Origin of the sequence: Photobacterium sp. GB-210, assembly GCF_003026075.1 — a bacterium.
In the GTDB taxonomy this organism is placed as follows: Bacteria; Pseudomonadota; Gammaproteobacteria; order Enterobacterales; family Vibrionaceae; genus Photobacterium.
The window spans coordinates 134559-158990 of sequence record NZ_PYNU01000001.1; the positions used below are offsets into that span (position 1 = coordinate 134559).

The following is a 24432-nucleotide window of genomic DNA, read 5'->3' on the forward strand; positions in this document are numbered from 1 at the left end:
TATCAAACTTAATTTGTATTCCTTTTTAGATGAATATTTTTAGTTTTCCAACTATCGTAATTCATAGTTATAATAGCTGTATGTATAAACAGTAACTACGAGTGTCTTTGGTGGCGAATATAACGAAACAAATAGCAGGCCAAAGGAAAATTATTCATGTCGATATGGATTGTTTCTATGCTGCCGTTGAAGCTCGTGATAATCCAGCTTTACGTGATATTCCGATAGCAATTAGTGGCCGCTCGACGCGAGGCGTCGTCAGTACTTGTAATTACTTAGCCCGTAAATATGGTATTCATTCAGCAATGCCAACGGCTCATGCTTTAAAATTATGCCCACACTTAACCTTAGTGCCAGGCAGAATGCAGGTTTATCGTGAAATATCCCAACAGATACGGGCTATTTTCTTAAGGTACACGGATAAAATCGAGCCATTATCCTTAGATGAAGCATATTTAGATGTATCTGATTGCGAAATGCTTCATGGCTCTGCGACCTTAATTGCTCAGGATATTCGCCGTGCAATTGAAGAGGAGTTACAGCTCACCGCTTCTGCGGGTGTGGCTCCGGTGAAGTTTATTGCCAAAGTTGCTTCAGATCTGAATAAGCCTAATGGTCAATATGTGGTTACACCTGAAGATGTGGATAGTTTTGTTGCTGAACTAAAACTAGAAAAAATACCTGGGGTAGGAAAGGTAACTATTCAAAAACTCCATGAGAAAGGCTTGTATATTGGTCGTGATGTACAAAATTATGACCGTCATTTACTGCTACAGCAATTTGGCAAATTTGGGCAATCATTATGGTCTCGAGCACACGGTATTGACGAGCGTGAAGTGATTGTTGAACGACAACGAAAGTCGGTTGGGGTAGAGCGTACCTTTAGTCAAAATATTTCAAGTTTTGATCAGTGTTGGCAAGTGGTTGAGCAGTTATATCCTGAGCTTGAGCAACGATTACGTAAAGTACGGCCTGAGTTAGATATTGCCAAGCAAGGTATAAAGTTAAAATTTGCAGACTTTCAACAAACTACGGTTGAGCATATTTATCCTAAATTAGATAAAGCGCAATTTATCGATTTATTAAAAGAAGCGATGACCCGACAAAATTCTCGTGAGATACGCTTAATAGGCTTAAGTGTTGGGTTAGAGGTTGGTTTAAAAGCGCAACAGCTTTCTTTTGGTTTTTGATTAGATGAAAACAGAACCTTCTCTGTTGACACATTTATTACAGTGCATATAAAAACGGGCTTAACATGAGATCACGTTAAGCCCGTTTTTGTTATTCCGTTAGTTTATTTTTTAACAGGAATATTTTTAAGTACTGCAATCATTTGATCCCAGAACATTTGAACGGTATCAATTTTCACTTTCTCATCAGGTGAGTGTGGGAACTTGATGGTAGGACCAAATGATAACATGTCCATTTCAGGGTACGGTTCTTTAAATAAGCCACACTCAAGACCTGCGTGGATCACCATGATGTTGGGTTTATTACCATACATCTCTTGGTACATGTCACGGAATACGTGCATGATTTCAGAATCGGCGTCTGGCTTCCAACCTGGATATGTACCAGAAAACTCACATTGTGCGCCTGCTAAGGTTGCTAATGATTGCAACATGCTTTCTACATAGCTACGACCAGAGTCAGTTAAAGAACGGACTAAGCAAAGTACGATCACTTTATCGCTTTCTGTCGTGATAACACCCATATTTAGCGATGTTTCAACAACGCCCTCAATGTCATCGCTCATACGGATAACACCGTTAGGGCAGACGTTTAATACATTGATTAGACGTGTTTGATCTGCCATTACCATTACATCTGTTGGTAGTTCAGCAGATTCAGTAAATAGGTTGATATCTGTTTCTACATGACCAAGCTCAGCACTTAGTAGCGTTTGGTAATGAGCGAATAATGTATTTAGTTGATCAACATGTTTAGCCGGTAGGGTAACAATCGCAGACGCTTCACGAGGAATTGCGTTACGTAGGCTACCGCCTGTGAAGTTGTTAATACGTAAGCCAAGATCGTCTGCATGAGAGACTAAAAAGCGAGCCAGTAATTTGTTTGCGTTGCCACGGCCAGTATGAATATCACAACCAGAGTGACCGCCTTTTAAGCCCTTTAGGACTAATTTAATTGCTTGGTGATCTGCTGGTGTTGCTTCACGCTTTATATCAAGTGTGATTGCGCCGTCTACACCGCCAGCACAACCCATGTAGACTTCGCCTTCTTGCTCAGAGTCAGTGTTTAGTAGAATGTCACCTTCTAACCAACCTTCTTTAAGACCAAAAGCACCGGTCATGCCAGCTTCTTCATCAATAGTAAGTAGTACTTCTAATGGGCCATGTTCGATATCTTTAGCAGCCAGTACCGCAAGACAGCTTGCCATACCCATACCGTTATCAGCACCTAATGTTGTACCTTTTGCCGTTACCCATTCACCGTCAATGAAAGGTTGGATAGGATCTGTTGTGAAGTCGTGAACGGTTTCTTCATTTTTCTGTGGAACCATGTCGATGTGCGCTTGAAGTACCACACCTTTACGGTTTTCCATGCCTGCTGTTGCTGGCTTTTTAATAATGACGTTACCTGTTTCATCACGGCGAACATCTAAGCCTTCTTTTTTAGCAAACTCAATGATGAATTGTGCTAATTGTTCTTCATATTTAGAAGGATGAGGGATCGAACAAATTTGATCGAAAAATTGCCATACAGCTTGAGGAGATAGTTGACTGATTTCAGACACGGAAGCCTACCTTTATAGAATTTTGGTCCAGTGACACTTGTCAGGCTATTAGCCGTCAAATGACATATATAAGTAGCGATTTACTCCATCGCATTTTTTTTAGCATATCATTCAGACTTCGGTGGAGGTAGAGAAAAAAGTAAAATCTTAAACCACGAATACGATAATGAATAAGTATTAACGGCGCTTGACTTGTATACATTGAGCTGATGATTACGTAATTATTTCTGATATTTATTTTCTTGATCATAAAGCAAGATTTAACCGATCAAAATTGAAAAAAATTACATCAAAATTGGTTTAACAATGTTTTTTTGTAAAAAGTGTGACGAAGTTAAAGGAAATGCTTGAAAGTAAATTACGTAATGGTTATGATTTAGACAGTCTCATAAAGGTATGAGAAAACACTGTACACGTTCAGGATGAACCCGAGATATCGCCTCCATGGAACCGAGATAAGTGCGACCACGATGGTCTTTCCCCTCCAAGGATTAAGCGCATAAATATTTATGTGGTTAATTTGGATTACTTATTTATAAGGTGATTTAAAATGAAAATTTTTGATTCAATTACACACTTTTGGAATAACCGCTCTGTATATACAGGTAACTTTACTTACCCTAATTACTTTGGTTACTAAGAATTTTGTTATCTAGTTGCTGACTAGTTAGCCGAACAGCTTGTTCACCCCCTAACTTGAGAATACTAAATAATCGTGAGCGATTATTTGCAACATTCGCCGCCGCTTCGCTTTGAAGCGGCGTTTTTTTACCTTTAAATCGTCATAACAAGTTAGTCACACATCGCGATGTGATCCTTAGTACGTTTTATTGCTGTAGATCTCATAAATATAAAATAGATGAAATATATTAATTTGGCATATTTTAGCTAAAGCATTGATTTTATATTGCTAATTATCTGTTCTTAAAAGCCAAAAAAACAAAATTAAATTTATTAGTCTTAGTTTTGTGCATTTACTCGATATTTTCTGGAAATTGATAGATCTGATGTTTATAATCGCGCTCGAATTGAGAACGCAAACGTTTTCTTTTGCTTAATACTAACGTGTCAATCTCCAAGGAACAGAGAAACATGCTTGAGAAGTTATTTAAACTAAAGGAACACGGCACAACTGTGCGAACGGAGTTGCTTGCTGGCTTAACAACATTCCTGACCATGGCTTACATCATTTTTGTAAACCCTACTATGCTATCCAGTACGGGAATGGATAAAGGTGCAGTATTTGTTGCAACCTGTTTAGCAGCGATGATCGGTTGTTTTGTGATGGGATTTTTTGCTAACTATCCTGTCGCACAAGCACCAGGCATGGGCTTAAATGCCTTCTTTACTTATACCGTTGTGCTAGGCATGGGGTATACATGGCAAGTTGCGTTAGCCGCTGTTTTCTTATCAGGTTTGTGTTTTATTGCGTTAAGTTTATTAAAAGTACGGGAATGGATCATTAACTCCATACCAATGGCGCTGCGAACCGGAATTTCTGCAGGTATAGGTTTATTCCTTGCCTTCATTGCATTACAGAGTTCAGGCATTGTCGTAGATAACCCTGCGACGTTAGTACAAGTAGGCGATCTAACCAGTTTTCCTGTTGTGATGGCAGCACTTGGTTTCTTTCTAACCATAGCGCTTGTTCATCGTGGCTTTAAAGCTGCAGTCTTGATTGCAATCTTAATTGTTACTGGGTTGAGTATTGCATTTGGTGAAGTGACTTATGGCGGCATTATGTCAATGCCACCAAGCATTGCACCAACCTTTATGCAATTAGATTTTTCGGGGGCAATGGAAGTTGGCCTGATTTCAATTGTGTTTGCTTTCTTGTTTGTCGATTTATTTGATACCGCAGGTACGCTTGTCGGTGTTGCGACAAAAGCAAACTTAATTGGTGAAGATGGCAAGTTGCCACGCTTAAATCGCGCGTTACTTGCAGATAGTACAGCAACCTCTGTTGGTGCCTTATTGGGTACATCGAATACCACTTCTTTTGTCGAGAGTGTGTCCGGTGTCGCAGTCGGAGGTCGTACCGGTCTTACTGCGGTAACGGTTGGTGTATTATTCTTACTCGCTCTATTTTTTGCTCCATTAGCTGGCATGGTACCTGCCTACGCAACGGCTGGTGCATTATTCTACGTCGCGATTTTGATGATGTCGGGGTTAGTGGCAATTGATTGGCGTGATCTAACAGAAGCTGCACCGGTTGTTGTGGTTTGCTTGTTGATGCCTTTAACTTATTCTATCGCTGAAGGTATTGGCCTTGGTTTTATCACTTATGCTGCGGTTAAAGCAATGAGTGGTAAGGGGCGTGATGTAAATATCAGTGTTTGGGTTATTTCAGCATTGTTCCTTGCAAAAATAATTTTTCTTTAAGTTTTAGATTTCATAAAGCTTTATCTATTTAGGGCGATTTAACATCGTTGATCCAGAGGTTCTTTATCTATGAGTAATAAATTCATCATCACTTGGGATAACATGCAAACTTACACTCGTCAGCTAGCTGAAAAGTTGCTACCTGCTGAGCAGTGGACAGGTATTATTGCTGTTAGCCGTGGCGGTCTTGTTCCTGCTGCTATTTTGGCGCGTGAACTGGGTATCCGTCATGTAGATACCGTATGTATCTCAAGCTACGATCATGATCACCAACGTGATATGCGTGTGATCAAGAAAGCAGAAGGTGATGGTGAAGGCTTTATTATTGTTGATGATTTAGTCGACACGGGCGGTACTGCTGAAAAAATTCGTGAACTGTACCCACGTGGTAAATTTGTAACAGTATGCGCAAAACCTGCAGGTCAACATTTAGTTGATGATTACGTTGTTGATATCCCACAAGAAACGTGGATTGAACAACCGTGGGATATGGCAGTAACGTTTGTCGATCCAATCGCTAAGCGATAAGCATTCTCCCTTTATCAAGGTTTATTGCTTTGCTGCTGTAAACTAAGATTGATTAATAAGACGCCGATAAGGCGTCTTTTTTTGTTTTAAATCGACATACGTAAGTGATTTTGGGTATATCATCACTACACATCATCAAGACCACGTGGAGAGTGCCGTGTCTGAGCCATCCCCTGAAAATTTGTCCGAAAAGTTATTTGCCCCAAGACCAACCTCTAAAGAGACATCGAATTTGGTTAAAATTGCTCATGTGCGTAGTGGGCGAGTCAACAATGCGCTGGATGGTGAGAGTAAGGCTAGCTGGTACCGTGTTTTACGTCGCCCACAATGGATTTGGCAGGGCGTCGATCCGATAGAGCTTGAAGCGGTACTTGCTCGTATTGCGGGTGCTAAATCTCCACGTACGAGTGAACATTTACTGGATACGGTGATTGGCTATAAGCCAGGTAACTGGACATATGAATGGGCGCAATTGGGCGCAAGCTATCAAAAGCAAGCACGTCTTCTATTAAATGAAGGCGAGAAACTTAAAGCTTCTGAGTTGTTATTAAAAGCCAGCACGCATTACAGTATTGCCGCGTATCCGTATATCAAGGGCGATCAATTGGCTGATCAAGCAGAATTGCAAGCCAATCAAAGTTATCGTGAAGCGATAGAATTACGCCCGCATGATATGCGAACGATTAGTGTCAAGTATGAAGGTAAAACCTTTGAAGCCTTCATTCATTTGCCTCGTACCGATAAACTATTACCGACAGTGATCGTTAGCGGTGGATTAGATACATTGCAATGCGATTTATGGCGCTTATATGAAGATTATTTAGGGCCGGCAGGTTATGCGATGGTCACACTGGATATGCCATCTGTCGGTCATTGTGATCGTTGGAACTTAACGGAAGATACCAGTCGACTTCATCAAGCGTTATTACAGCAGATACGTGATGTCCCTTGGGTCGATCACCATAAAGTTGCAATGCTAGGGTTACGAATGGGCGGTAATGCAGCTATTCGTTTAGGTTTTATGGAGCCAACACGTTTAAAAACCTGTATTAGCTTGGGCGGCGCGATTCATAGCGTGTTGACCCAACCTAAGATGATTGAGCAGATCCCTCGGATGTATCTTGATGTGTTAGCATCTCGAATGGGTAAAAATGGTCAATCAGAAACGAGCATCATTTCTCATCTTCCGGCATGGTCGTTAAAGCACCAAGGAATTTTGGGGCGCCGACGTATTGATATGCCAATGCTGGGAATAAGTTTAAAAAATGATCCTGTATGCCCTGAAAGTGATAATCAGTTAATTGCGCTGTCCAGTTATGGTGGTAAAGCGATAACGTTACCAGAAAAGCCTATTCATGATGGCTACCACCGTTCATTAACGACTGTCGTTGAATGGTTAAATGAGCAGTTAAGGTAATAAAGTAGACAATTATTTGGCTCTGATGGTCAAGGTGGAGACAAAACCTTGACGGTATGCAGTGAGGATATCGAACTTTATTTTATACCACTATGATATTGTTAATAAAATTTCGTATCTTCACTGGCATTTTATCCATATTCAACCATAATATATAAATACTGATAGCTATCATGTTGCACATAAACAACGTGATTAAAAAACGTTAGTAAACGTATATTATTTTGAGTATTAGCATACTCATCACTGCAGTTGACTATGGATGGATTTGCAATGACTTCGACAACTCTTTTTCCGCCTCATGGGCGTTTAATAACAAAATTAACTGCGCTGGGTCCTTACTTACGTGAGAAAAAATCAAAAGAAGGTCAGTTCTTTTTTGATTGTTTAGCCAGTTGTGTTAATGCTGATAAAGAGCCCGAACAACGTGAATTTTGGGGCTGGTGGTTAATTTTAACAGTAACCGATAATGGTTATGAATATTGCTATGATTTTGGCCGTTTTGATTTAAATGGTGAGTGGAGTAATGGAAAGTTACCCGCAAAGCATAAAGATGCGGTGATGAAAACATTATTAGATTTTCACCGTAAGTTGACGCCATTTATTGTTGATGAATGCCAATTAACCTTATCTCCATCTTCAGAACTCACACAAACACCGCTTACTGAGCTAGCATAAATAATTTGCTCTCAATTTATAAAACCCATCCAATGAAGTGATGGGTTTTTTTGTATCTTTTTTTTACATCTTGTTGCCTAAGATAACCGAATTTAGCGGCTTAAATATAATTTTGTGTGATTTGTAAGCGTTTCAGTTGTTTAACTAAATATTTGCGCACTTATATGTATTTAGTCATTGTTTTTCTCTTGTGCTTTATTAGCAGTATTGATAAAACAAAGTACATATTATTTCTTTCTATTTTGTTTGATCCCCATGGCAGATACCAAAAATACTAATGCTCGAGAGCAAGACCTTGCAGCATCTGCTGCATCACAAACAATTGTTGTTAAGTTGGGCACCAGTGTTCTTACTGGCGGTACGCTGAAGTTAGATCGCGCCCATATGGTTGAGCTTGTCCGTCAATGTGCGATGCTTCGTCGTCAAGGACATAAAATTATTATTGTCACATCTGGTGCAATTGCAGCAGGACGTGAGCATTTAGGTTACCCCGAACTGCCCAAAACAATGGCAAGTAAGCAATTACTGGCTGCGGTTGGTCAAGGTCGCTTAATTCAAGAGTGGGAAATCTTATTTGGTATCTATGGGATCAATATCGGTCAAATGCTATTAACGCGTGCAGATTTAAACGATCGGGAACGTTATTTAAATGCGCGTGATATGTTAGTTGCCTTGCTGGATAACGGTATTGTTCCTGTTGTGAATGAAAATGATGCGGTAGCGACAACAGAAATTAAAGTGGGTGATAACGATAACTTATCCGCACTTGTCGGTATTTTAGGTGGCGCAGATAAACTGTTATTAATGACAGATCAACCAGGTCTATTTACCGCCGATCCTCGTAGTAATCCTGATGCAGAGCTTATCCGTGAAGTACATACTATTGATGAAACACTGCGTAAATTAGCGGGTGGCACTGTGGGTGGTTTAGGTACAGGCGGCATGGCAACAAAACTACAGGCAGCAGATGTGGCTCGTCGAGCTGGTATTGAAGTGATCATCGCTGCTGGTCGTCGTCCTGATGTCATTATTGATTTAGCGGAAGGTAAATCTGTTGGTACACGTTTCTTACCGCTGGAATCCCCATTAGAAAGCCGTAAGCGTTGGATTTTAGCTGGGCCTCCTCCAGCCGGTGACATTGTTATTGATGATGGCGCTGTCATTGCTGTGCAACAACGTGGGAGTAGTTTACTTGCGAAAGGGATCACCATGGTAAAAGGTGATTTTGAACGCGGTGAAGTGGTGCGTATCTTTGATAAACAAAATAACCTATTAGCACGTGGTATTTGCCGCTACTCGAGTGTAGATATGGCAAAAATTGCAGGAAAGCATAGCCAAGAAATCCACCTTGTGTTGGGTTACGAACATGGTCACGTGGCTATCCATCGTGATGATATGGTAGTTATTTAAAAACGACATGTATGTATAAATACAGAGAAGTATTGGCATCACGACAAGGATTAATAGAGGAATTATTGTGAATCTTGAATTAATGGGACAAGCGGCACAACAGGCTGCTTTCGAGTTAGCAACAACGGCAACTGCAGTTAAAAATAATGCTTTAGCGATTATTGCTGATGAATTAGAAAGTAATAAAGACATTATCTTAGCAGCGAACAAACAAGATATTGATGCCGCACTTGAATCAGGTATGTCTGATGCATTAGTCGATCGCTTATTACTAAATGAATCACGATTAGCGGGTATTGCAAATGATGTGCGTAATGTGATTAATCTTAATGATCCTGTTGGTGCAGAGCTTGATAGCCGCGTACTTGAAAATGGTATGCGTTTAAGCCGTCGTCGCGTTCCATTAGGGGTTGTTGGTGTGATCTATGAAGCGCGTCCGAATGTTACGATTGATATTGCGGCATTATGCCTAAAAACAGGTAACGCTAGCATCCTTCGTGGTGGTCGCGAGACATTTCACTCCAATATGGCACTGGTAAAAGTGATTCAAGTGGCATTGGAAAAAGCAGGACTACCAGCCGCTTCTGTACAGTACATAGAGCAACCCGATCGCGAACTTGTTTCACAACTGCTTAAGCTTGATCAATACGTAGATATGATCATTCCTCGTGGTGGTGCGGGTTTACATAAAATGTGTAAAGAAAACAGCACTATTCCTGTGATTATCGGCGGTTTTGGTATTAGCCATATTTATGTTGATGAAAGTGCCGATCTTACTCGTTCTTTAGATGTGGTTGAAAATGCCAAAGTACAGCGTCCATCGGCCTGTAATGCGTTAGATACCTTACTTGTAAATGAGAAAGTAGCAGAAGCCTTCTTATCACGTTTAGTTGAGCGTATGAACAAAGCCAAGGTAGCACTGGTTGCTGATGAAGCAGCCTATAATCTACTTGAAGGTAAAGCGTCTTCTCTGCGCAAGATAGCAGAAGGTGACTTTGATACTGAATGGTTAAGCTACACCTTAGGTATTAAGGTGGTAAACGATGTGGATGAAGCCATTTTCCATATGCGTAAGCACAATGCGAGCCATTCCGATTCAATCTTAACTAATAACCTGCAGTCGGCAGAACGTTTTGTTAATGCGGCAGGCTCGGCGGCTGTTTATGTGAATGCGTCTACACGTTTTACTGACGGTGCGCAATTTGGTTTAGGTGCGGAAGTTGCGGTATCAACCCAGAAACTGCATGCTCGTGGCCCAATGGGTTTAGAAGAGCTGACGAGTTATAAGTGGGTGGGTGTTGCTGATTACTTAAGCCGTGCTTAATCGTTAAATAAAATGTAAAAAGCTGCCGGCTAGTAATCACTAATTGGCAGCTTTTTTTATGCCAGTAATTTTTGATTTTTTCTTATTCTTTGTCGTCTTTTTTATCTTGAGATACAGGATTTTCTTGCTTACTGAGAGGGTGTTTGTCGTCAAACAGTTTGTGTTTTTTCTGCATCTCAATCTTCATATAAGCGGTATATTTTAGCGCTGCAATGTTGCTAGCGATGACGGCAACAATAATAAAAGAGATCACCCAAGGGTTAAAAAGCCATTCCATATTAGCCTCACTAATTTAGTGATAGAGTATTTTCAGGATAACACTTTTATCGATCATTTAGCTTATATATTAGTCATTAATGGCAATAAAAAAGCAGCCACATATTTCACTTCTTACGTGCAATACGTTAGCTGCTTTGAGTATTGAATGCGTTTGTTATTACAGTGCTTTTTCTAATACTTTTTGGTACATGTCGGTTAGCTTTTCAAGATCTGCGACTTTTACACACTCATTCACTTTGTGAATAGTGGCATTTACAGGGCCTAACTCAACCACTTGCGCACCGGTACGAGCGATAAATCGACCATCCGATGTACCACCGGTAGTAAGAAGTTCAGGTTGCTGGTGGTTTACTTCTTCAATCGCTGCAACAACCGCTTCGACTAGCGTACCTTTATCGGTAAGGAATGGATGACCGCTTAATGTCCATTTTAAGTCGTAATCTAAACCATGGGCATCTAATACTGAATGTACACGACGCTTTATTTCTTCATCCGTTAATTCAGTACTAAAGCGGAAGTTAAATTGCACTTCAAATTCTCCAGGGATCACATTCGATGCGCCCGTGCCTGCGGCAACATTTGGGATCTGGAAACTGGTCGGTGGGAAATATGCATTGCCGTTATCCCATGTGGTGGCAGCAAGCTCAGCGAGGGCTGGTAATGCTTTGTGAATGGGATTATTGGCAAGGTGTGGATAGGCAACGTGCCCTTGAATACCTTTTACGGTTAAATCACCGGTAATTGAGCCACGACGTCCGTTTTTAACAACGTCTCCAACGTGGTGAGTACTTGAAGGCTCACCGACAATACACATATCGATTTTTTCATTACGGGCTTCAAGGGTATCAACTACACGGGTTGTACCATTGATAAATGGCCCTTCTTCATCAGAGGTGATGAGCAGGGCAATTGAGCCTTTGTGATCTGGGTTTTCTGCGATGAAACGCTCAATGGCAACAATCATACATGCTAGAGAGCCTTTCATATCAGCGGCGCCACGGCCGTGAAGGTAGCCATCGATAATCGTTGGTTCAAACGGTGGCGTGTGCCATTGCTCTACTGGACCTGACGGTACCACATCGGTGTGACCAGCGAAAACAAACAGTGGAGCTTGGGTACCACGGCGAGCCCAAAGGTTGGTGGTATCTTCAAATACCATGGTTTCGATAATAAAGCCTAATTGCTCAAGACGAGCGATCATTACATCTTGGCAGCCTGCATCTTCAGGAGTAACAGATGGGCGACTCATTAAATCTTTAGCAAGCGCAATAACTGGGCTATCAGACATCCTTGTATCCTTGTTATTGTTGATGGAAAATTTCTTGGTATTGAGCAGGTTTAAAACCTAAGTAGTACGCATCATTGTGTACTAATAGCGGACGTTTGATCATTGCTGGTTGCTCTAACATTAGGGCTAAGGCATTGTCGCGGTTTAAGCTATTTTTTTGCTCATCAGTCAGTTGACGGTAAGTCGTTCCACGTTTATTAAGCATGGCTTCCCAACCAAGTGCTGTTTCAAACGTTTCGAGTTGAGCGCGATCTAAGCCATCAACACGGTAATCATGGAAAGTGTATTCGATATTTTCTGCTTCTAACCACTTTTTCATTTTCTTGATAGTGTCGCAGTTTTTGATGCCGTAGGCTGTAGTACTCATAAAAGATCTGACTTGATTATATTTTAATGGATAGTCTTTTATAACGAGATTACACAATGACCGCAAGTGTTGTTGTTTGTGAGCTGATTGTAAGAGATTGAGAACGGTATTGTTAACAAAAACAATAATGCTTTTTTATTTTTCTATTTAATAGAAGTAAAGATAAAGCGGGCTTGATCAAACTCAACATAAATATTTTCCACTGCTTAATAATATGTGGAATATTTTATGGAGGCCTCAATGGAACTGAATCCGGTTTTTGCCCGTCGACTTTATTTAGCATTGTTAGTAGAAAATACAGAGAGACCTAATGTCCCTCGTTTGGTTGAGCAAACAGGCTGGCCGCGTCGCACTATTCAAGATGTATTAAAAGCGCTACCTAGCATCGGTATTGAGCTTGCTTTCATTCAAGATGGGCGTCGTCATAATGATGGTTACTATACGCTGAGTGATTGGGGGCCATTTGATTTGGAATGGATCAAAGAAAAAGAACCCTACTTATTAGCGGCGTTATCCTAAAAATTAAAACGCATAAGACGTTACGTGTTATGCGTTTTTAATAGGATATTACTGGCCTTGGGCTTCAAGGTATAAAATAGTGGCGGCTGTACGGGATTTTACTTGTAGCTTTTTGAGTAAACTTTTCATATGAACTTTAACCGTCGCTTCTGAGATAAAAAGCTGTTCGGCTATTTGGCGATTACGTTGACCTTTTGCCACTTCTTGTAATATTTGCGTCTCACGGTCTGTTAATTGAGACAAAATATTCGTAGGGGTATGTGGTGAATCAAGGCACTCTTTTACGATATCACTATAGGCTTTACCACCACATAACGCTGATTTTAGTTGTTCGATTAATTCATCAGGCTCAGTATCTTTGAGTAAATAACCGTCAGCGCCAGCATTGAGTACTGTTTTAATATCGCTTCGACTATCAGAGACAGTTAATATAACAATACAGGCAAGTATTCCTTCATCACGCATCGCTATTAGCGTATCAAGACCGGACAATCCCTTCATATTTAAATCGAGTAAGATCAAATCTGGTGATTTTTCATGGGCGAGTGCGATAGCATCATTACCATTGCTGGCTTCACCTACTAATTGGAAGTCTGATTCAATACTTAATAGTTGGCTTATCCCTCGACGCATGAGAGGGTGATCATCTACAATCATAACTTTCCAGCATGTCATCGTGTTATCCTTTTTGTAATGGAAATAGAAGGCAGATAGTGCAGCCTTGATTGATTCCCGATTGTATTTTTAATTCACCTTGTAGCCGTGATGCGCGCTCTTGCATAATACTTAAACCGTAATGATCACGTTTACTCTCGTTAAGGTCGAATCCTCTACCGTCATCGATGATCATGACATCAATATGTTGATCGGTTTGTTGGCAGTTTACGATAATCTCATCGGCGTCTGCATGTTTAATCGCATTTAATACTGCTTCTCGAATAATTTGTAACAGGTGAACCTGGTTATGGGCATCTAACGCCATTGATGATATTTGATTATCTATAATTAAGAGTGCATCGGTTTGCTCTTCTAATGGTTCTAACATTTGATTTAAGGCTTCACCAAAATTGGCATCTTTAATCATCAACCGAAATGTACTGAGTAATTCGCGCAGTTGGGTATAAGCGTTACTTAACTCTTCTTCAATATCATGGACAGTTTGATGGGTACTTTCATTTTGATCGCTTTGATTGAGTTTTCTTTTTAATAAGGCTAATTGAATTTTCAAATAGGAGAGCGATTGTGCCAATGAATCATGGAGTTCACGGGCAATGGTCGCGCGCTCTTCCATTATCAATAAATATTCCGCTTGTTTTTGAGCGCGGTTGTAATAGATAGCGCGAGCAAGGATCTGAGAGATATTATTAATTAATGCCTTATCAGGACAAGGTAAAGTGTACTGCCACCAAAGTTGTCCCATTAATTCACCATCGATATACAATTCGTTATATTGCCAATGTTGACCTGCTTGTTGACCCACTTGAATTTCTGATGTGCTGCCATTTGGCTCTGCAATGATCAGTTTTGTACCAATTAAGCCATCTATAGCAATCATGGTTTCAAGCATGTTGGTAAATTGTTCTCGGGTTAAATGGCTAACAGAAAGTTGTTGTGAGCAATTATAAAGCACTTGGAGTGATTCGTTTGCATGACGTAAGCGGTGGGTTTTTTCATTGACACTGCGCTCTAAGCCTTGATAAAGCTGTTCAAGATCTGATGACATTCTACTAAAGGTATGGGCAAGAATACCTAGTTCATTATTGCTATTATTTAATAAATCCAATCGAAAATCTTTACGCTTTACTTGCTTACAAGCATCAACAAGATCATTTAAAGGTGCGACAACTTGTTGGCGTGTATAACGAATAGTGTAGAAGATGATAAGAGAAATCAGACTAAGGCCTATGGCGCCAATAATAGCGAGTCGTTGGATTTTAAGTTCTGATGATTTTTGCAGTTCAGAAACAAAAGTATTAATACGATGGACGAATGGGGCGACATGTTGAATAAATACCGTGTTGTTATCTTTTTCAAGGATCGGGTGCAGCTCTGCCCAGCGCAGAACGATGTGATCGTAGTGTTGTTGGAGCTCTGAAGAGGTAAACCAGTAAGAGAGTTCTTTCATTGGCGCTGAATAAAGCGAGTGTTCAAATTGTTCAATATGTGTAGATAAAAGAGGCGACTCTGTTTCAACATCAAAAGCTAATCGATAGCTTTGCATGCGTAAAGAACCTGCAATATTTATAGCTTCAGCATCATTTTGACTCGAAACCAATGTCATTAATGCAAGTGCAGTCGTTATTATCGAAATGATCAAAATTAACACTAAAGAACGCGCTATCGTCGTTGTTACAGAATGTGTCATTTTTTGCCTATTCACAGCAATCCTTACTGTTACTTACCCTGAAATTATTAATAGCTTAATTTTTGATGCAGAAAATTAAGCTATTAATGTGAGCTTTATCAGCTAGATTTATTGATCTAGAGCAAAAACTCCTACCAATTACCCCTTAGGGGGTATTTAAGCAATTATTTCATTATTTAGAATTAATGTATAAAAAGATGAATAGCTTATTAATGCATGCTATTTGAGTTATTTGCTGAGTATTTTATCAGCCATGTAACACAAATAGTACAACGATAGAGGTAATGATGGTTGATCGTTTAAGACGTTCATTATTCACACGCAAAACACCATCAAACATTCCACGCTTACCTTGGCTAAATCATGCAGATACTTTTACCGATCTTTGTTCGCGTTGTGAACGTTGTATCGAACATTGTGAGACAAACATCATAGTGAAAGGTGATGGCGGCTTTCCTCAAGTGGATTTCAGCCAAGGTGAAGGTGAATGCACTTTTTGTTATCAGTGCGCAGAGGCGTGTCCTGAACCGTTGTTCCTTCCGCAATTAGAATCGCCATGGGACATCATTGCAACGATTAATGAAAGTTGTATAGCATCTAAAAATATTGAATGCAGAAGCTGTGGTGATATGTGTGAACCTCAAGCGATCAAATTTCAATTACAGGTTGGAAAAGTCGCGATGCCAACGATTACAGAGAAAGACTGTACTGGATGTGGTGCCTGTTTATCTGGGTGTCCTGTATCAGCAATAACAATCGATTGTGTAGAGAACAACGCACAATAGTACATATCAAAGAGGGTCTGTATGTCTTTACAAGAAGTACATATATCAAGTCTCGTGGTTCATGTAAAACCTGAGCACTTGCAAGAAATAAAAGAGCAGATCTTAGCAATGCCAAATACCGAAATACCGGGCGACAGTGAAGAAGGGAAAATCATTGTAGTACTTGAGACAGAAAACCAAGGCTACGTGACCGATACCATAGATAAAATCAATAATTTAGAAAATGTGTTAATTACTTTTTTGGTGTATCACCAAATAGAGCACTTTGAGACGCAACCAGAGGGCAACTCATGAAAATGACAAGACGCGCATTTGTTAAAGCAAATGCTGCCGCTTCAGCTGCGGCTGTTGCAGGTATTACCTTACCCGCGTCAGCAACTAATTTAATTGTTAGTTCTGATGAAACAAAAATTAAATGGGATAAAGCGCCGTGTCGTTTTTGTGGTACAGGTTGTTCTGTTTTGGTGGGTACCCAAAATGGTCGAGTTGTTGCTACTCAAGGTGATCCTAAAGCACCAGTAAATAAAGGTCTTAACTGTATTAAAGGTTATTTCCTTTCAAAGATCATGTACGGCAAAGATCGTCTACAAACGCCAATGCTTCGTATGAAAGATGGAAAATATGATAAAGAAGGCGAATTCACTCCAATCTCTTGGGATCAAGCTTTCGATATCATGGCTGAAAAGTGGAAATTAGCCTTAAAGAAACATGGTCCATCAGGCATAGGTATGTTTGGTTCAGGTCAATGGACGGTGATGGAAGGTTATGCGGCATCAAAAATGATGAAAGCCGGTTTCCGTTCTAACAATATCGATCCGAATGCACGCCACTGTATGGCATCTGCTGTTGGTGCGTTTATGCGTACCTTTGGTATTGATGAGCCGATGGGTTGTTACGATGATTTTGAACATGCTGATGCATTCGTCTTATGGGGCTCAAATATGGCAGAAATGCACCCTATTCTATGGACTCGCATTACTGATCGTCGTTTAAGTCACCCTCATGTTAAAGTCAATGTACTGTCTACATATTATCACCGTTCTTTTGAACTCGCTGATAACGGTATGATTTTTAAGCCTCAAACCGATTTAGCCATCGCCAACTTTATAGCTAATTACATCATTGAAAACGATGCGGTTAATTGGGACTTTGTTAACAAACATACCCACTTTAAACGTGCTGAAACAGATATTGGTTATGGTCTGCGTGACGATAACCCACTACAACAGCAAGCTGCTCACCCGAATTCAGGTGATATTTTCCCAATGAATTTTGAGGAATACAAAGCTTCTGTTGCTGAGTATACGCTTGAAAAAACATCAGAAATGTCAGGAGTTAAACCTGAAAAGTTAATAGAGCTTGCGAAGTTTTATGCTGATCCTAAAACCAAGGTGATGTCACTATGGACCATGGGAATGAACCAACATACCCGTGGTGTGTGGATGAACAGTTTGGTTTATAACCTGCACTTATTAACCGGTAAAATTTCAACCCCAGGAAACAGTCCATTTTCATTAACGGGTCAGCCATCTGCTTGTGGTACAGCACGTGAAGTGGGGACGTTCTCTCACCGTTTGCCTGCTGATATGGTGGTTGCGAATCCTAAACACCGAGCCATTGCTGAAAAAATCTGGAAGTTACCGGAAGGCACTATTCCACCTAAACCTGGTTATCATGCTGTTGTTCAAGATCGCATGTTAAAAGACGGTAAGTTAAATGCGTATTGGGTGATGTGTAATAACAACATGCAAGCTGGCCCTAATATTAATGAAGAGCGATTACCGGGTTACCGTAACCCAGAAAACTTCATTGTTTGCTCCGACCCATACCCAACCGTTACCGCACAAGCATCCGATCTTATTTTACCAACCGCAATGTGGGTAGAAAAAGAAGGGGCATATGGTAATGCAGAGCGCCGTACACAAGCTTGGTATCAACAAGTTGAAGCACCAGGTGAAGCTAAGTCTGACTTATGGCAGATCATGGAATTCTCGAAGCGCTTTACTATTGAAGAAGTGTGGGGAAATGAGTTGGTTAATAAAATGCCAGCGTACCGTGGTAAAACCATGTATGACATTTTATTCCGCAATGGACAGGTTGATAAATTCCCATTAACGGAAACCCAACCGTTAAATGATGATGCAAAAGCGCAAGGCTTCTATGTTCAAAAAGGCTTGTTTGAAGAATATGCGGCATTTGGTCGTGATCATGGTCATGATTTAGCACCGTATGATACTTACCACCAAGTGCGCGGTTTACGTTGGCCTGTTGTTGATGGCAAGGAAACGCAATGGCGCTTTAAAGAAGGCTCAGATCCTTATGCAAAAAAAGGTTCTGGTTGGGACTTTTATGGTAAGCCTGATGGTAAAGCATGGATTATTTCAGCGCCTTATGAAGCGCCACCTGAAGTACCTGATGCTGAATTTGATATGTGGCTTTGTACAGGTCGAGTATTAGAACATTGGCATACAGGTACCATGACTCGACGTGTTCCTGAATTATATAAAGCAGTGCCAGATGCGCTGTGTTATATCCACCCAGAAGATGCTAAAACACGCGGTTTACGTCGTGGTGATGAAGTCGCAATCTCTAATCGCCGAGGTGAAGTACGCTGTCGAGTAGAAACACGAGGCCGTAATCGCCCGCCACAAGGTTTGGTTTTTGTGCCGTTTTTTGATGCTCGAATTTTGGTGAACAAGTTGATCCTTGATGCCACCGATCCACTATCGAAGCAAACAGACTTCAAAAAATGTCCAGTTAAAATCAGCAAGGTATAAGCCTGCCTATGGCGAGTGAATCAATCACTCGCCTCATTTCAGAATTAGCCTGTTGGCGGAGAACATCATGAAAAGAATCTTATTGGTTATATTAGCGGTGAGTGCATTAATGGCTGGGGTTGTGCAAAGCGAAGAATCAACACCAGCTAAACCGGTATCAGAAGCCGTAGCGAAAACAGAAATATTAAATCCGGGCGGTATTGGTGGCCTTGAATCATTACGTGGTTCTGCTGAATTAGAAGATACACGCCCTGCTGATCCAATGAAGCATTATCCGAAAGATCAAGGTGTAATTGATAACGATTATGTGTATCAGCCACCGTTGATCCCACACACGATCCGTCATTACGAAGTGTCGCTAAACGCAAACAAATGCCTTGCTTGTCATAGCTGGAAAAATGCCAAAGAGATGGGCGCAACCAAAATCAGTGTAACGCACTATGTGTCACCGCAAGAAGGACAGGTGCTATCTGATGTATCACCAAGTCGTTACTTCTGCCAGCAGTGTCACGTACCACAAGCGGATGCTAAGCCATTAGTAGAGAATGACTTCAAACGTGTTAGTGCATTGCAGTAACCAAAGTAAGGGATGATATATGAAGTTATTAAAAACGTTTTGGTTACGCTTAAAAACACCCAGCAAAGTAGCAGTAGGTCTCGTTCTCTTTATGGGGTTTATTGGCGGCTTATTATTCTGGGGGGCATTTAATACCGCGATGGAAAAGACTAACACTGAAGAGTTCTGTGCTGGTTGTCACGCACCAATCGTTGAAGAAATTCAAGAAACGATCCACTTTTCTAATCGTTCTGGTGTCCGTGCTATTTGTTCGGATTGTCACGTTCCTCACAATTGGACAGATAAGATCGTGCGTAAAGTACAGGCATCAAAAGAAATTGTGGCCCATTTAATGGGAACGATTGATACTCCTGAAAAATTTGCTGATCGCCGTGGGCATTTAGCAGAACGGGAATGGAAGCGAATGAAGGACAATAACTCACAAGAGTGCCGTAATTGTCATGAATTCAATTATATGGATTTCTCAGAGCAAGCGCCTCGTAGTGCAAAACTGCATTCGACGGCATTAGCATCAGGAGATAAAACGTGCGTTGATTGCCACAAGGGTATTGCACATAAACTGCCTGATATGAAAAACATTGAAGGTTGGCAATAAACCTAAGGAGATAAGATGAGCACATTAGAGTCAGTGATTTGGCATATACTCGGTTACGCAGCCATGCCGGTGATTGTTCTATCTGGGTTTGCTGTAGTCGCAGCTATTTGTATTTGGCTACTTTCGCTAGGTAAAGATAAAAAAATTAGCGAATAAGCCAATATTCGAGATAAAGAAATAATAAGCCGTCCTTTTAATGCGCTAGTGCGTTATAGAAGGGCGGCTTTTGTTGTTTTTTCGCGGGGGGATTACGCTGCCACTGGCGATACCCAATCGCAAACAACATCCCCAAGCAAGGTAAAGTGGCAGCCATTCAAACATAAAATAAGCGATAGAGAATGACTGACTTTCGTTTGTACTGACTTCAATAAAATGTAAACCAAGAATAACGCTTAGTCCTAATAGCGTGAAGAGCTTAAACGTTGTCTTATCCATGATAATTAATCCTGTTTCGAATAATATTATAAATATACATGCAAATGAGAATTATTATCAAATTGTTTTTTATTGTTTAATCAGTTCGTGCTTTATTAATTGGCTACGGAATGTTTCAACTCGCTTCCTATTCACACCAAAATCAGAATAACCAACTCGTGATGCAGAGCGTACTTGTAACTGCTGTGCTTTTTTTTCGACTTCAAAGTCATCAATGAACCGAAAAATCTTGCTGGTGGCTTCAATATGAAGATAGTGATCTGATTGCTCTGCTATTTTTGCACCTGGTAACTGAAGCGCTACCCGTTTTATTTCTTCCCAGCTATGCTCACCTTTCGCCGTTAAAAGAAAAGGCTTAACGCTAAACTGTTCACGCTTTTCAATCGTTGAGACACAATTGGGCTTATTTTCACAAAGCTGATTTATTGAACGCGTCCATGAGGTTGTCTTTGTATCGCTACAGCCAGTGAGGAAGAGTAACAGCAATAGCGTAAAGCGAAGTAACACGATGTAAATCCTTTTTATAATCGCGGAAGAAGTAGGTAAGTGATAAACCCTAACCATGAGGCAATTAAAAGCCCCCAAGCGAGTTTACTCTGATGGTGGATAACAGTTGTATTAGTTATGACTTCTGAGGCGTTGTTAGCATCATTAGAGGCCTTATTACGTGAAACCTTTTTTTTCAGTTTGTCTTGCTCACGAGCTTTAGCTTTTTGCTGCTTTTTATATTGCTCTATACCTTTTTGAATGCCTTGTGCAATCAGTCGAGTTTGCTCTTTTGTTTGCCCTACCTTCTGTGTGGCCTTTGCTATACGTATAGCTTCAGCTTGTGTTTCTGGTGAAGAGGCCGGTTGTTTTCTACTCGCCATGGTATAGATCCCTGAAAATAACATTTAAGCGTTGATTATATCCCATAAATAACAGAGTTGATGTCATAGCAATAAAATAGACGGAAAAGGTAATGGACTATCTTACTGATTGTGTAGGAAATTTTCAGAAATAGGTAAAGGGTTTGTTAACGGTGTTTTTAATGTGTAACTTTATGTTTTTTAGGTATTTGTATATACCTTTTACTGTCTGTGATCTATGTTTAAAAAACAGTGTTTTTGTTTTTTTTAGATCAAAAAGTGTGACGATAACGGCAATATAAAAAATGGAAAAGTGCGGTTCAGCACAAAACTTTATCCTTGTTGTTCAAAATCTAAATGAATAGATTAGAGTCGTTTGTGAACCATAGAGAAGTTTATTAAGCTCTGATCTGAATTTCATTGGATACCTATTTGAGGGAAATGGCTTGTTATATCCGATAGATGCTTATGATCAGCATGGACAATTAAAAATTAATACCGTGTTGTGGTTCGTCTTGCTATTTAACGCCAAAGCTTGGTTAGTGTTTGTTATGGCGGGGGTTAGCCGTACTCAAGGCGGTGAATTACTTGAGCTTATTTATCCAATAAGAGATGTTTTATATATAGGTATGGCAATAGGTAGTCCCGCAATATTATTGATGTGGTTATCAGGTCAACGAAATAAAAATAATAAATTAATACATTTTCTGTGGCGGCAAGGGAAAAGAGTGTTACTTGCTGCATATAGTTTTGATTTTTTAATGCAAATATATCATTTGGTTATCAGTCATGGTGAGTTTAGCTGGATACGGGCAACCACATTACTGTTAACAGCATGGCTTGGGTTGTACCTTCTAAGAAGCTCTCGAGTTAAAGATATATTTGCAGACTAGCCTGTAAAGGGGAGCTGTAATGAATGATTTTAGTCGAGGACAATTGCTGTTAAGCACGTTACTGAGCCCGTTAGCGATGGCTGATTGGTTACTTGATGTTAGCTTTGAATTGAGCAGTTACTGTCATTCGAAGCATACAGTGAATACCTCATTATCATTAGTGCCTGGTGAAGAAACGATATTTTTTAATGGCTTAAGTCAAAGTAAACATAACTTGTGTCGTGAAGTGATTGGTCGTGCTCAACTACTTGATGTTTCTCCAGATGAAGTGAAAATTGCTTTTCAGATCCAAGAGCGATTAGATGATGGTGGTTGGCGTACTATTTTAGCCAAAACTTTGTCTACTGGGCTTAATATGCCAGTATTATTTGAAAGTGAAAATACCGACTTAGAAGAGCGCGTTAAACTTCAAATTGAAATAATGACGGCATAATGTATTAACATCGATAGTTGATCTTTTTCTTCTTAATAACGCCTTCTTTTTAGAAGGCGTTTTAGTATTAAGTCGGTATCAAAATGTCCTATATCGTTGGGATAAGAGTAAAACTTTCTACTAATGTATTAAGATCAAGTGATTTACGTCTTTATATCGTTATAATTACTTTTCATTTTTGACTAAACATCCTGTTAGGAGAAGACACCTATGAGTATTGCCCAACCAGCAATCGTTCCAGATCGTGGCGCCTTTGCCCTTTATGTGGTGATGAATGTTGTAGGTAATAAGCAAAATGTTATTGCTCAATGCCAGTCAATTCATCAGTTACTTGCGGATCTCAATACTGAGCAGCAAGACGCAAAGTTACATGCAAGTGTTGCCTTCGGTAAGGCATTTTGGGAGTCTTTAGGTCAACAAAGCCCAGCTGAATTAACAGAGTTTCGTCAGTTAGGTGAAGGTGAGACTATTGCGCCAGCAACAGGGGGGGATGTCTTACTGCATATCCATTCTAATCGCCATGATCTTAACTTTTATGCGTTTCGCGTTTTCTTAGAAAAATTGTCTCAAGACGTAGAAGTGTTAGATGAAACCTATGGTTTCCAATACCTTGACCACCGTGACATGACAGATTTCATTGACGGCACAGAGAATCCACAAACAGCAGAAGATCGTGCTAATGTGGGTGTTATTGCTGAAGGTGAGTTTGCGGGTGGTAGCTATGTAATGGTACAGCGTTATGTTCATAACCTACCAGCATGGCATCGTCTAAACGTAAAAGCACAAGAAAAAGTGATTGGTAGAACGAAACCAGATTCTATTGAACTAGAAGATGTGCCAGCTGCGTCACACGTTGGCCGCGTTGATATTAAGGAAGATGGTAAAGGCTTAAAGATTCTGCGCCACAGCTTGCCATATGGCTCTGTAACATCAGATCATGGCTTACTATTCATTGCTTACTGTCAGCGTCAGCATCACTTTGACGCGCAGCTTGAAAGCATGTTTGGTGAAACTGATGGTAAAACAGACCAAATGTTACGTTTCTCAAAACCGGTAACTGGCGCATACTTCTTTGCACCATCGATGGCGATGCTAAAGAGCCTTTAATCACTATAAAATCGATAAATACAAGCATGCGATGAACTCTGTTTTAAGCATGCTTTTTTAAAGCTCAGATAAACAAAAAGCGCTACCGAAGTAGCGCTTTTTTATCAGTTATAGAACTTAACTTATTTCTTAACGCGTAGTACTGGTGTTTCACCAACGTTTACTGCGCCAGAAAGCTTAGTTAGCTCTTTGATCTCGTCCATGTTAGAGATAACAACTGGAGTCAGAGTTGACTTTGCTTTCTCTTCTAATAGTGCAAGATCGAATTCGATGATAGTGTCGCCAACTTTAACAGTTTGGCCTTCTTCAGCGATGCGAGTAAAACCTTCGCCTTTAAGTTCAACAGTATCAATACCGAAGTGAACGAAAAGTTCGATGCCATCGTCAGACTCAATAGAGAAAGCGTGGTTCGTTTCAAAGATCTTACCAATAGTACCGTTTACTGGTGCAACCATTTTGTTGCCAGCTGGTTTGATAGCGATACCATCACCAACAATTTTCTCAGCAAATACGACATCTGGCACATCTTCGATGTTAACGATTTCGCCAGAAAGTGGTGCGATGATTTCAATTGCACCAGCTTCACTGCTGTCGTCAGAAACCAGTTTCTTCAATTTGTCAAACAGACCCATATCGATGCTCCTAAGCGTTGTTATATTATCTGCAGCTA

The 24432-nt window shown here is 40.3% G+C and carries 27 protein-coding genes; 17 read left to right on the top strand and 10 right to left on the bottom strand.

Going from position 1 to position 24432, the window contains the following annotated elements; translation table 11 throughout:
• Positions 1-110 precede the first annotated feature (110 nt).
• Positions 111-1190 (top strand): DNA polymerase IV, encoded by a 1080-nt coding sequence (gene dinB / locus C9J38_RS00695; RefSeq protein ID WP_255418438.1) that lies wholly within the window; start codon positions 111-113, stop codon positions 1188-1190.
• A gap of 104 nt (positions 1191-1294) precedes the next feature.
• Here the strand turns inward: dinB and C9J38_RS00700 are convergent, their stop codons facing one another.
• Entirely contained in the window at positions 1295-2755 is a 1461-nt protein-coding gene (locus C9J38_RS00700) for an aminoacyl-histidine dipeptidase (protein ID WP_107205440.1), read from the bottom strand.
• A gap of 1092 nt (positions 2756-3847) precedes the next feature.
• Between C9J38_RS00700 and C9J38_RS00705 the strand changes: the two genes are divergently transcribed.
• The 6 genes from C9J38_RS00705 to C9J38_RS00730 all read left to right on the top strand — a co-directional run bounded on the left by C9J38_RS00705 (position 3848) and on the right by C9J38_RS00730 (position 10494).
• A complete protein-coding gene (locus C9J38_RS00705) occupies positions 3848-5137 on the top strand; it encodes an NCS2 family permease (RefSeq protein ID WP_107205441.1) in 1290 nt (429 codons plus the stop codon).
• A 69-nt stretch (positions 5138-5206) separates the two neighbouring features.
• On the top strand, positions 5207-5665 hold the full coding sequence (gene gpt / locus C9J38_RS00710) for a xanthine phosphoribosyltransferase (RefSeq protein WP_107205442.1): 459 nt from the start codon (positions 5207-5209) through the stop codon (positions 5663-5665).
• Between the two features lie 157 nt (positions 5666-5822).
• A complete protein-coding gene (frsA, locus tag C9J38_RS00715) occupies positions 5823-7082 on the top strand; it encodes an esterase FrsA (RefSeq protein WP_107205443.1) in 1260 nt (419 codons plus the stop codon).
• Between the two features lie 273 nt (positions 7083-7355).
• Positions 7356-7760 carry a sigma factor-binding protein Crl gene (gene crl, locus C9J38_RS00720; RefSeq protein ID WP_107205444.1) on the top strand — a complete coding sequence of 135 codons (405 nt, stop codon included), beginning with the start codon at positions 7356-7358 and terminating at the stop codon, positions 7758-7760.
• Between the two features lie 255 nt (positions 7761-8015).
• A complete protein-coding gene (proB, locus tag C9J38_RS00725) occupies positions 8016-9170 on the top strand; it encodes a glutamate 5-kinase (protein ID WP_107205445.1) in 1155 nt (384 codons plus the stop codon).
• 82 nt (positions 9171-9252) lie between these two features.
• A complete protein-coding gene (locus C9J38_RS00730) occupies positions 9253-10494 on the top strand; it encodes a glutamate-5-semialdehyde dehydrogenase (protein WP_107205446.1) in 1242 nt (413 codons plus the stop codon).
• Between the two features lie 82 nt (positions 10495-10576).
• Here the strand turns inward: C9J38_RS00730 and C9J38_RS00735 are convergent, their stop codons facing one another.
• The 3 genes from C9J38_RS00735 to C9J38_RS00745 form a co-directional block, all read right to left on the bottom strand.
• The gene (locus C9J38_RS00735; protein ID WP_107205447.1) at positions 10577-10771 is read right to left on the bottom strand and encodes a DUF2897 family protein; all 195 of its coding nucleotides are present in this window, start codon (positions 10769-10771) and stop codon (positions 10577-10579) included.
• Between the two features lie 159 nt (positions 10772-10930).
• On the bottom strand, positions 10931-12061 hold the full coding sequence (gene dapE / locus C9J38_RS00740) for a succinyl-diaminopimelate desuccinylase (protein ID WP_107205448.1): 1131 nt from the start codon (positions 12059-12061) through the stop codon (positions 10931-10933).
• Positions 12062-12074: 13 nt separating this feature from the next.
• On the bottom strand, positions 12075-12428 hold the full coding sequence (locus tag C9J38_RS00745) for an ArsC family reductase (protein ID WP_005370164.1): 354 nt from the start codon (positions 12426-12428) through the stop codon (positions 12075-12077).
• Positions 12429-12668: 240 nt separating this feature from the next.
• Between C9J38_RS00745 and C9J38_RS00750 the strand changes: the two genes are divergently transcribed.
• On the top strand, positions 12669-12947 hold the full coding sequence (locus C9J38_RS00750; RefSeq protein WP_107205449.1) for a helix-turn-helix domain-containing protein: 279 nt from the start codon (positions 12669-12671) through the stop codon (positions 12945-12947).
• Positions 12948-12995: 48 nt separating this feature from the next.
• Here the strand turns inward: C9J38_RS00750 and C9J38_RS00755 are convergent, their stop codons facing one another.
• Together C9J38_RS00755 and narQ are read right to left on the bottom strand one after the other, a co-directional pair.
• Entirely contained in the window at positions 12996-13622 is a 627-nt protein-coding gene (locus C9J38_RS00755) for a response regulator (RefSeq protein ID WP_107205450.1), read from the bottom strand.
• A 4-nt stretch (positions 13623-13626) separates the two neighbouring features.
• Positions 13627-15312 (bottom strand): nitrate/nitrite two-component system sensor histidine kinase NarQ, encoded by a 1686-nt coding sequence (gene narQ, locus C9J38_RS00760; protein WP_107205451.1) that lies wholly within the window; start codon positions 15310-15312, stop codon positions 13627-13629.
• A gap of 287 nt (positions 15313-15599) precedes the next feature.
• On the opposite strand from narQ, the gene napF reads away from it, so the two are divergent.
• The 6 genes from napF (at position 15600) to C9J38_RS00790 (ending at position 20202) form a co-directional block, all read left to right on the top strand.
• Complete coding sequence (gene napF, locus C9J38_RS00765) at positions 15600-16097, top strand: ferredoxin-type protein NapF (RefSeq protein ID WP_199195408.1); 498 nt, start codon at positions 15600-15602, stop codon at positions 16095-16097.
• Positions 16098-16118: 21 nt separating this feature from the next.
• A complete protein-coding gene (locus tag C9J38_RS00770; RefSeq protein WP_005370174.1) occupies positions 16119-16391 on the top strand; it encodes a chaperone NapD in 273 nt (90 codons plus the stop codon).
• Entirely contained in the window at positions 16388-18874 is a 2487-nt protein-coding gene (napA, locus tag C9J38_RS00775) for a periplasmic nitrate reductase subunit alpha (protein ID WP_107205453.1), read from the top strand. Before C9J38_RS00770 ends, napA begins: the two co-directional genes overlap by 4 nt.
• 67 nt (positions 18875-18941) lie before the next feature.
• Positions 18942-19451: a nitrate reductase cytochrome c-type subunit gene (locus tag C9J38_RS00780; protein WP_107205454.1), complete on the top strand. Its 510-nt coding sequence runs from the start codon at positions 18942-18944 to the stop codon at positions 19449-19451.
• Between the two features lie 19 nt (positions 19452-19470).
• Positions 19471-20046, top strand: a complete 576-nt coding sequence (locus tag C9J38_RS00785; RefSeq protein WP_107205455.1) for a NapC/NirT family cytochrome c — start codon at positions 19471-19473, stop codon at positions 20044-20046.
• A 15-nt stretch (positions 20047-20061) separates the two neighbouring features.
• Positions 20062-20202, top strand: coding sequence for a TIGR02808 family protein (locus C9J38_RS00790; RefSeq protein WP_107205456.1), 141 nt, complete (start codon positions 20062-20064; stop codon positions 20200-20202).
• Positions 20203-20247: 45 nt separating this feature from the next.
• Here the strand turns inward: C9J38_RS00790 and C9J38_RS00795 are convergent, their stop codons facing one another.
• The 3 genes from C9J38_RS00795 to C9J38_RS00805 all read right to left on the bottom strand — a co-directional run bounded on the left by C9J38_RS00795 (position 20248) and on the right by C9J38_RS00805 (position 21350).
• Positions 20248-20481: a hypothetical protein gene (locus C9J38_RS00795; protein WP_107205457.1), complete on the bottom strand. Its 234-nt coding sequence runs from the start codon at positions 20479-20481 to the stop codon at positions 20248-20250.
• A 69-nt stretch (positions 20482-20550) separates the two neighbouring features.
• Positions 20551-20988: a DUF1499 domain-containing protein gene (locus tag C9J38_RS00800; protein ID WP_107205458.1), complete on the bottom strand. Its 438-nt coding sequence runs from the start codon at positions 20986-20988 to the stop codon at positions 20551-20553.
• Between the two features lie 14 nt (positions 20989-21002).
• The gene (locus tag C9J38_RS00805; RefSeq protein WP_107205459.1) at positions 21003-21350 is read right to left on the bottom strand and encodes a DUF2956 domain-containing protein; all 348 of its coding nucleotides are present in this window, start codon (positions 21348-21350) and stop codon (positions 21003-21005) included.
• A 425-nt stretch (positions 21351-21775) separates the two neighbouring features.
• Here C9J38_RS00805 and C9J38_RS00810 point away from each other — a divergent pair, with 425 nt between their 5' ends.
• The 3 genes from C9J38_RS00810 (at position 21776) to C9J38_RS00820 (ending at position 23762) form a co-directional block, all read left to right on the top strand.
• Positions 21776-22222 carry a DUF2919 domain-containing protein gene (locus C9J38_RS00810; RefSeq protein WP_107205460.1) on the top strand — a complete coding sequence of 149 codons (447 nt, stop codon included), beginning with the start codon at positions 21776-21778 and terminating at the stop codon, positions 22220-22222.
• Between the two features lie 19 nt (positions 22223-22241).
• On the top strand, positions 22242-22655 hold the full coding sequence (locus tag C9J38_RS00815; protein ID WP_107205461.1) for a hypothetical protein: 414 nt from the start codon (positions 22242-22244) through the stop codon (positions 22653-22655).
• A gap of 210 nt (positions 22656-22865) precedes the next feature.
• On the top strand, positions 22866-23762 hold the full coding sequence (locus C9J38_RS00820) for a Dyp-type peroxidase (RefSeq protein ID WP_107205462.1): 897 nt from the start codon (positions 22866-22868) through the stop codon (positions 23760-23762).
• Positions 23763-23884: 122 nt separating this feature from the next.
• Here C9J38_RS00820 and crr read toward each other — a convergent pair whose 3' ends face one another.
• Positions 23885-24394, bottom strand: a complete 510-nt coding sequence (crr, locus tag C9J38_RS00825) for a PTS glucose transporter subunit IIA (protein ID WP_005370195.1) — start codon at positions 24392-24394, stop codon at positions 23885-23887.
• Positions 24395-24432 lie beyond the last annotated feature (38 nt).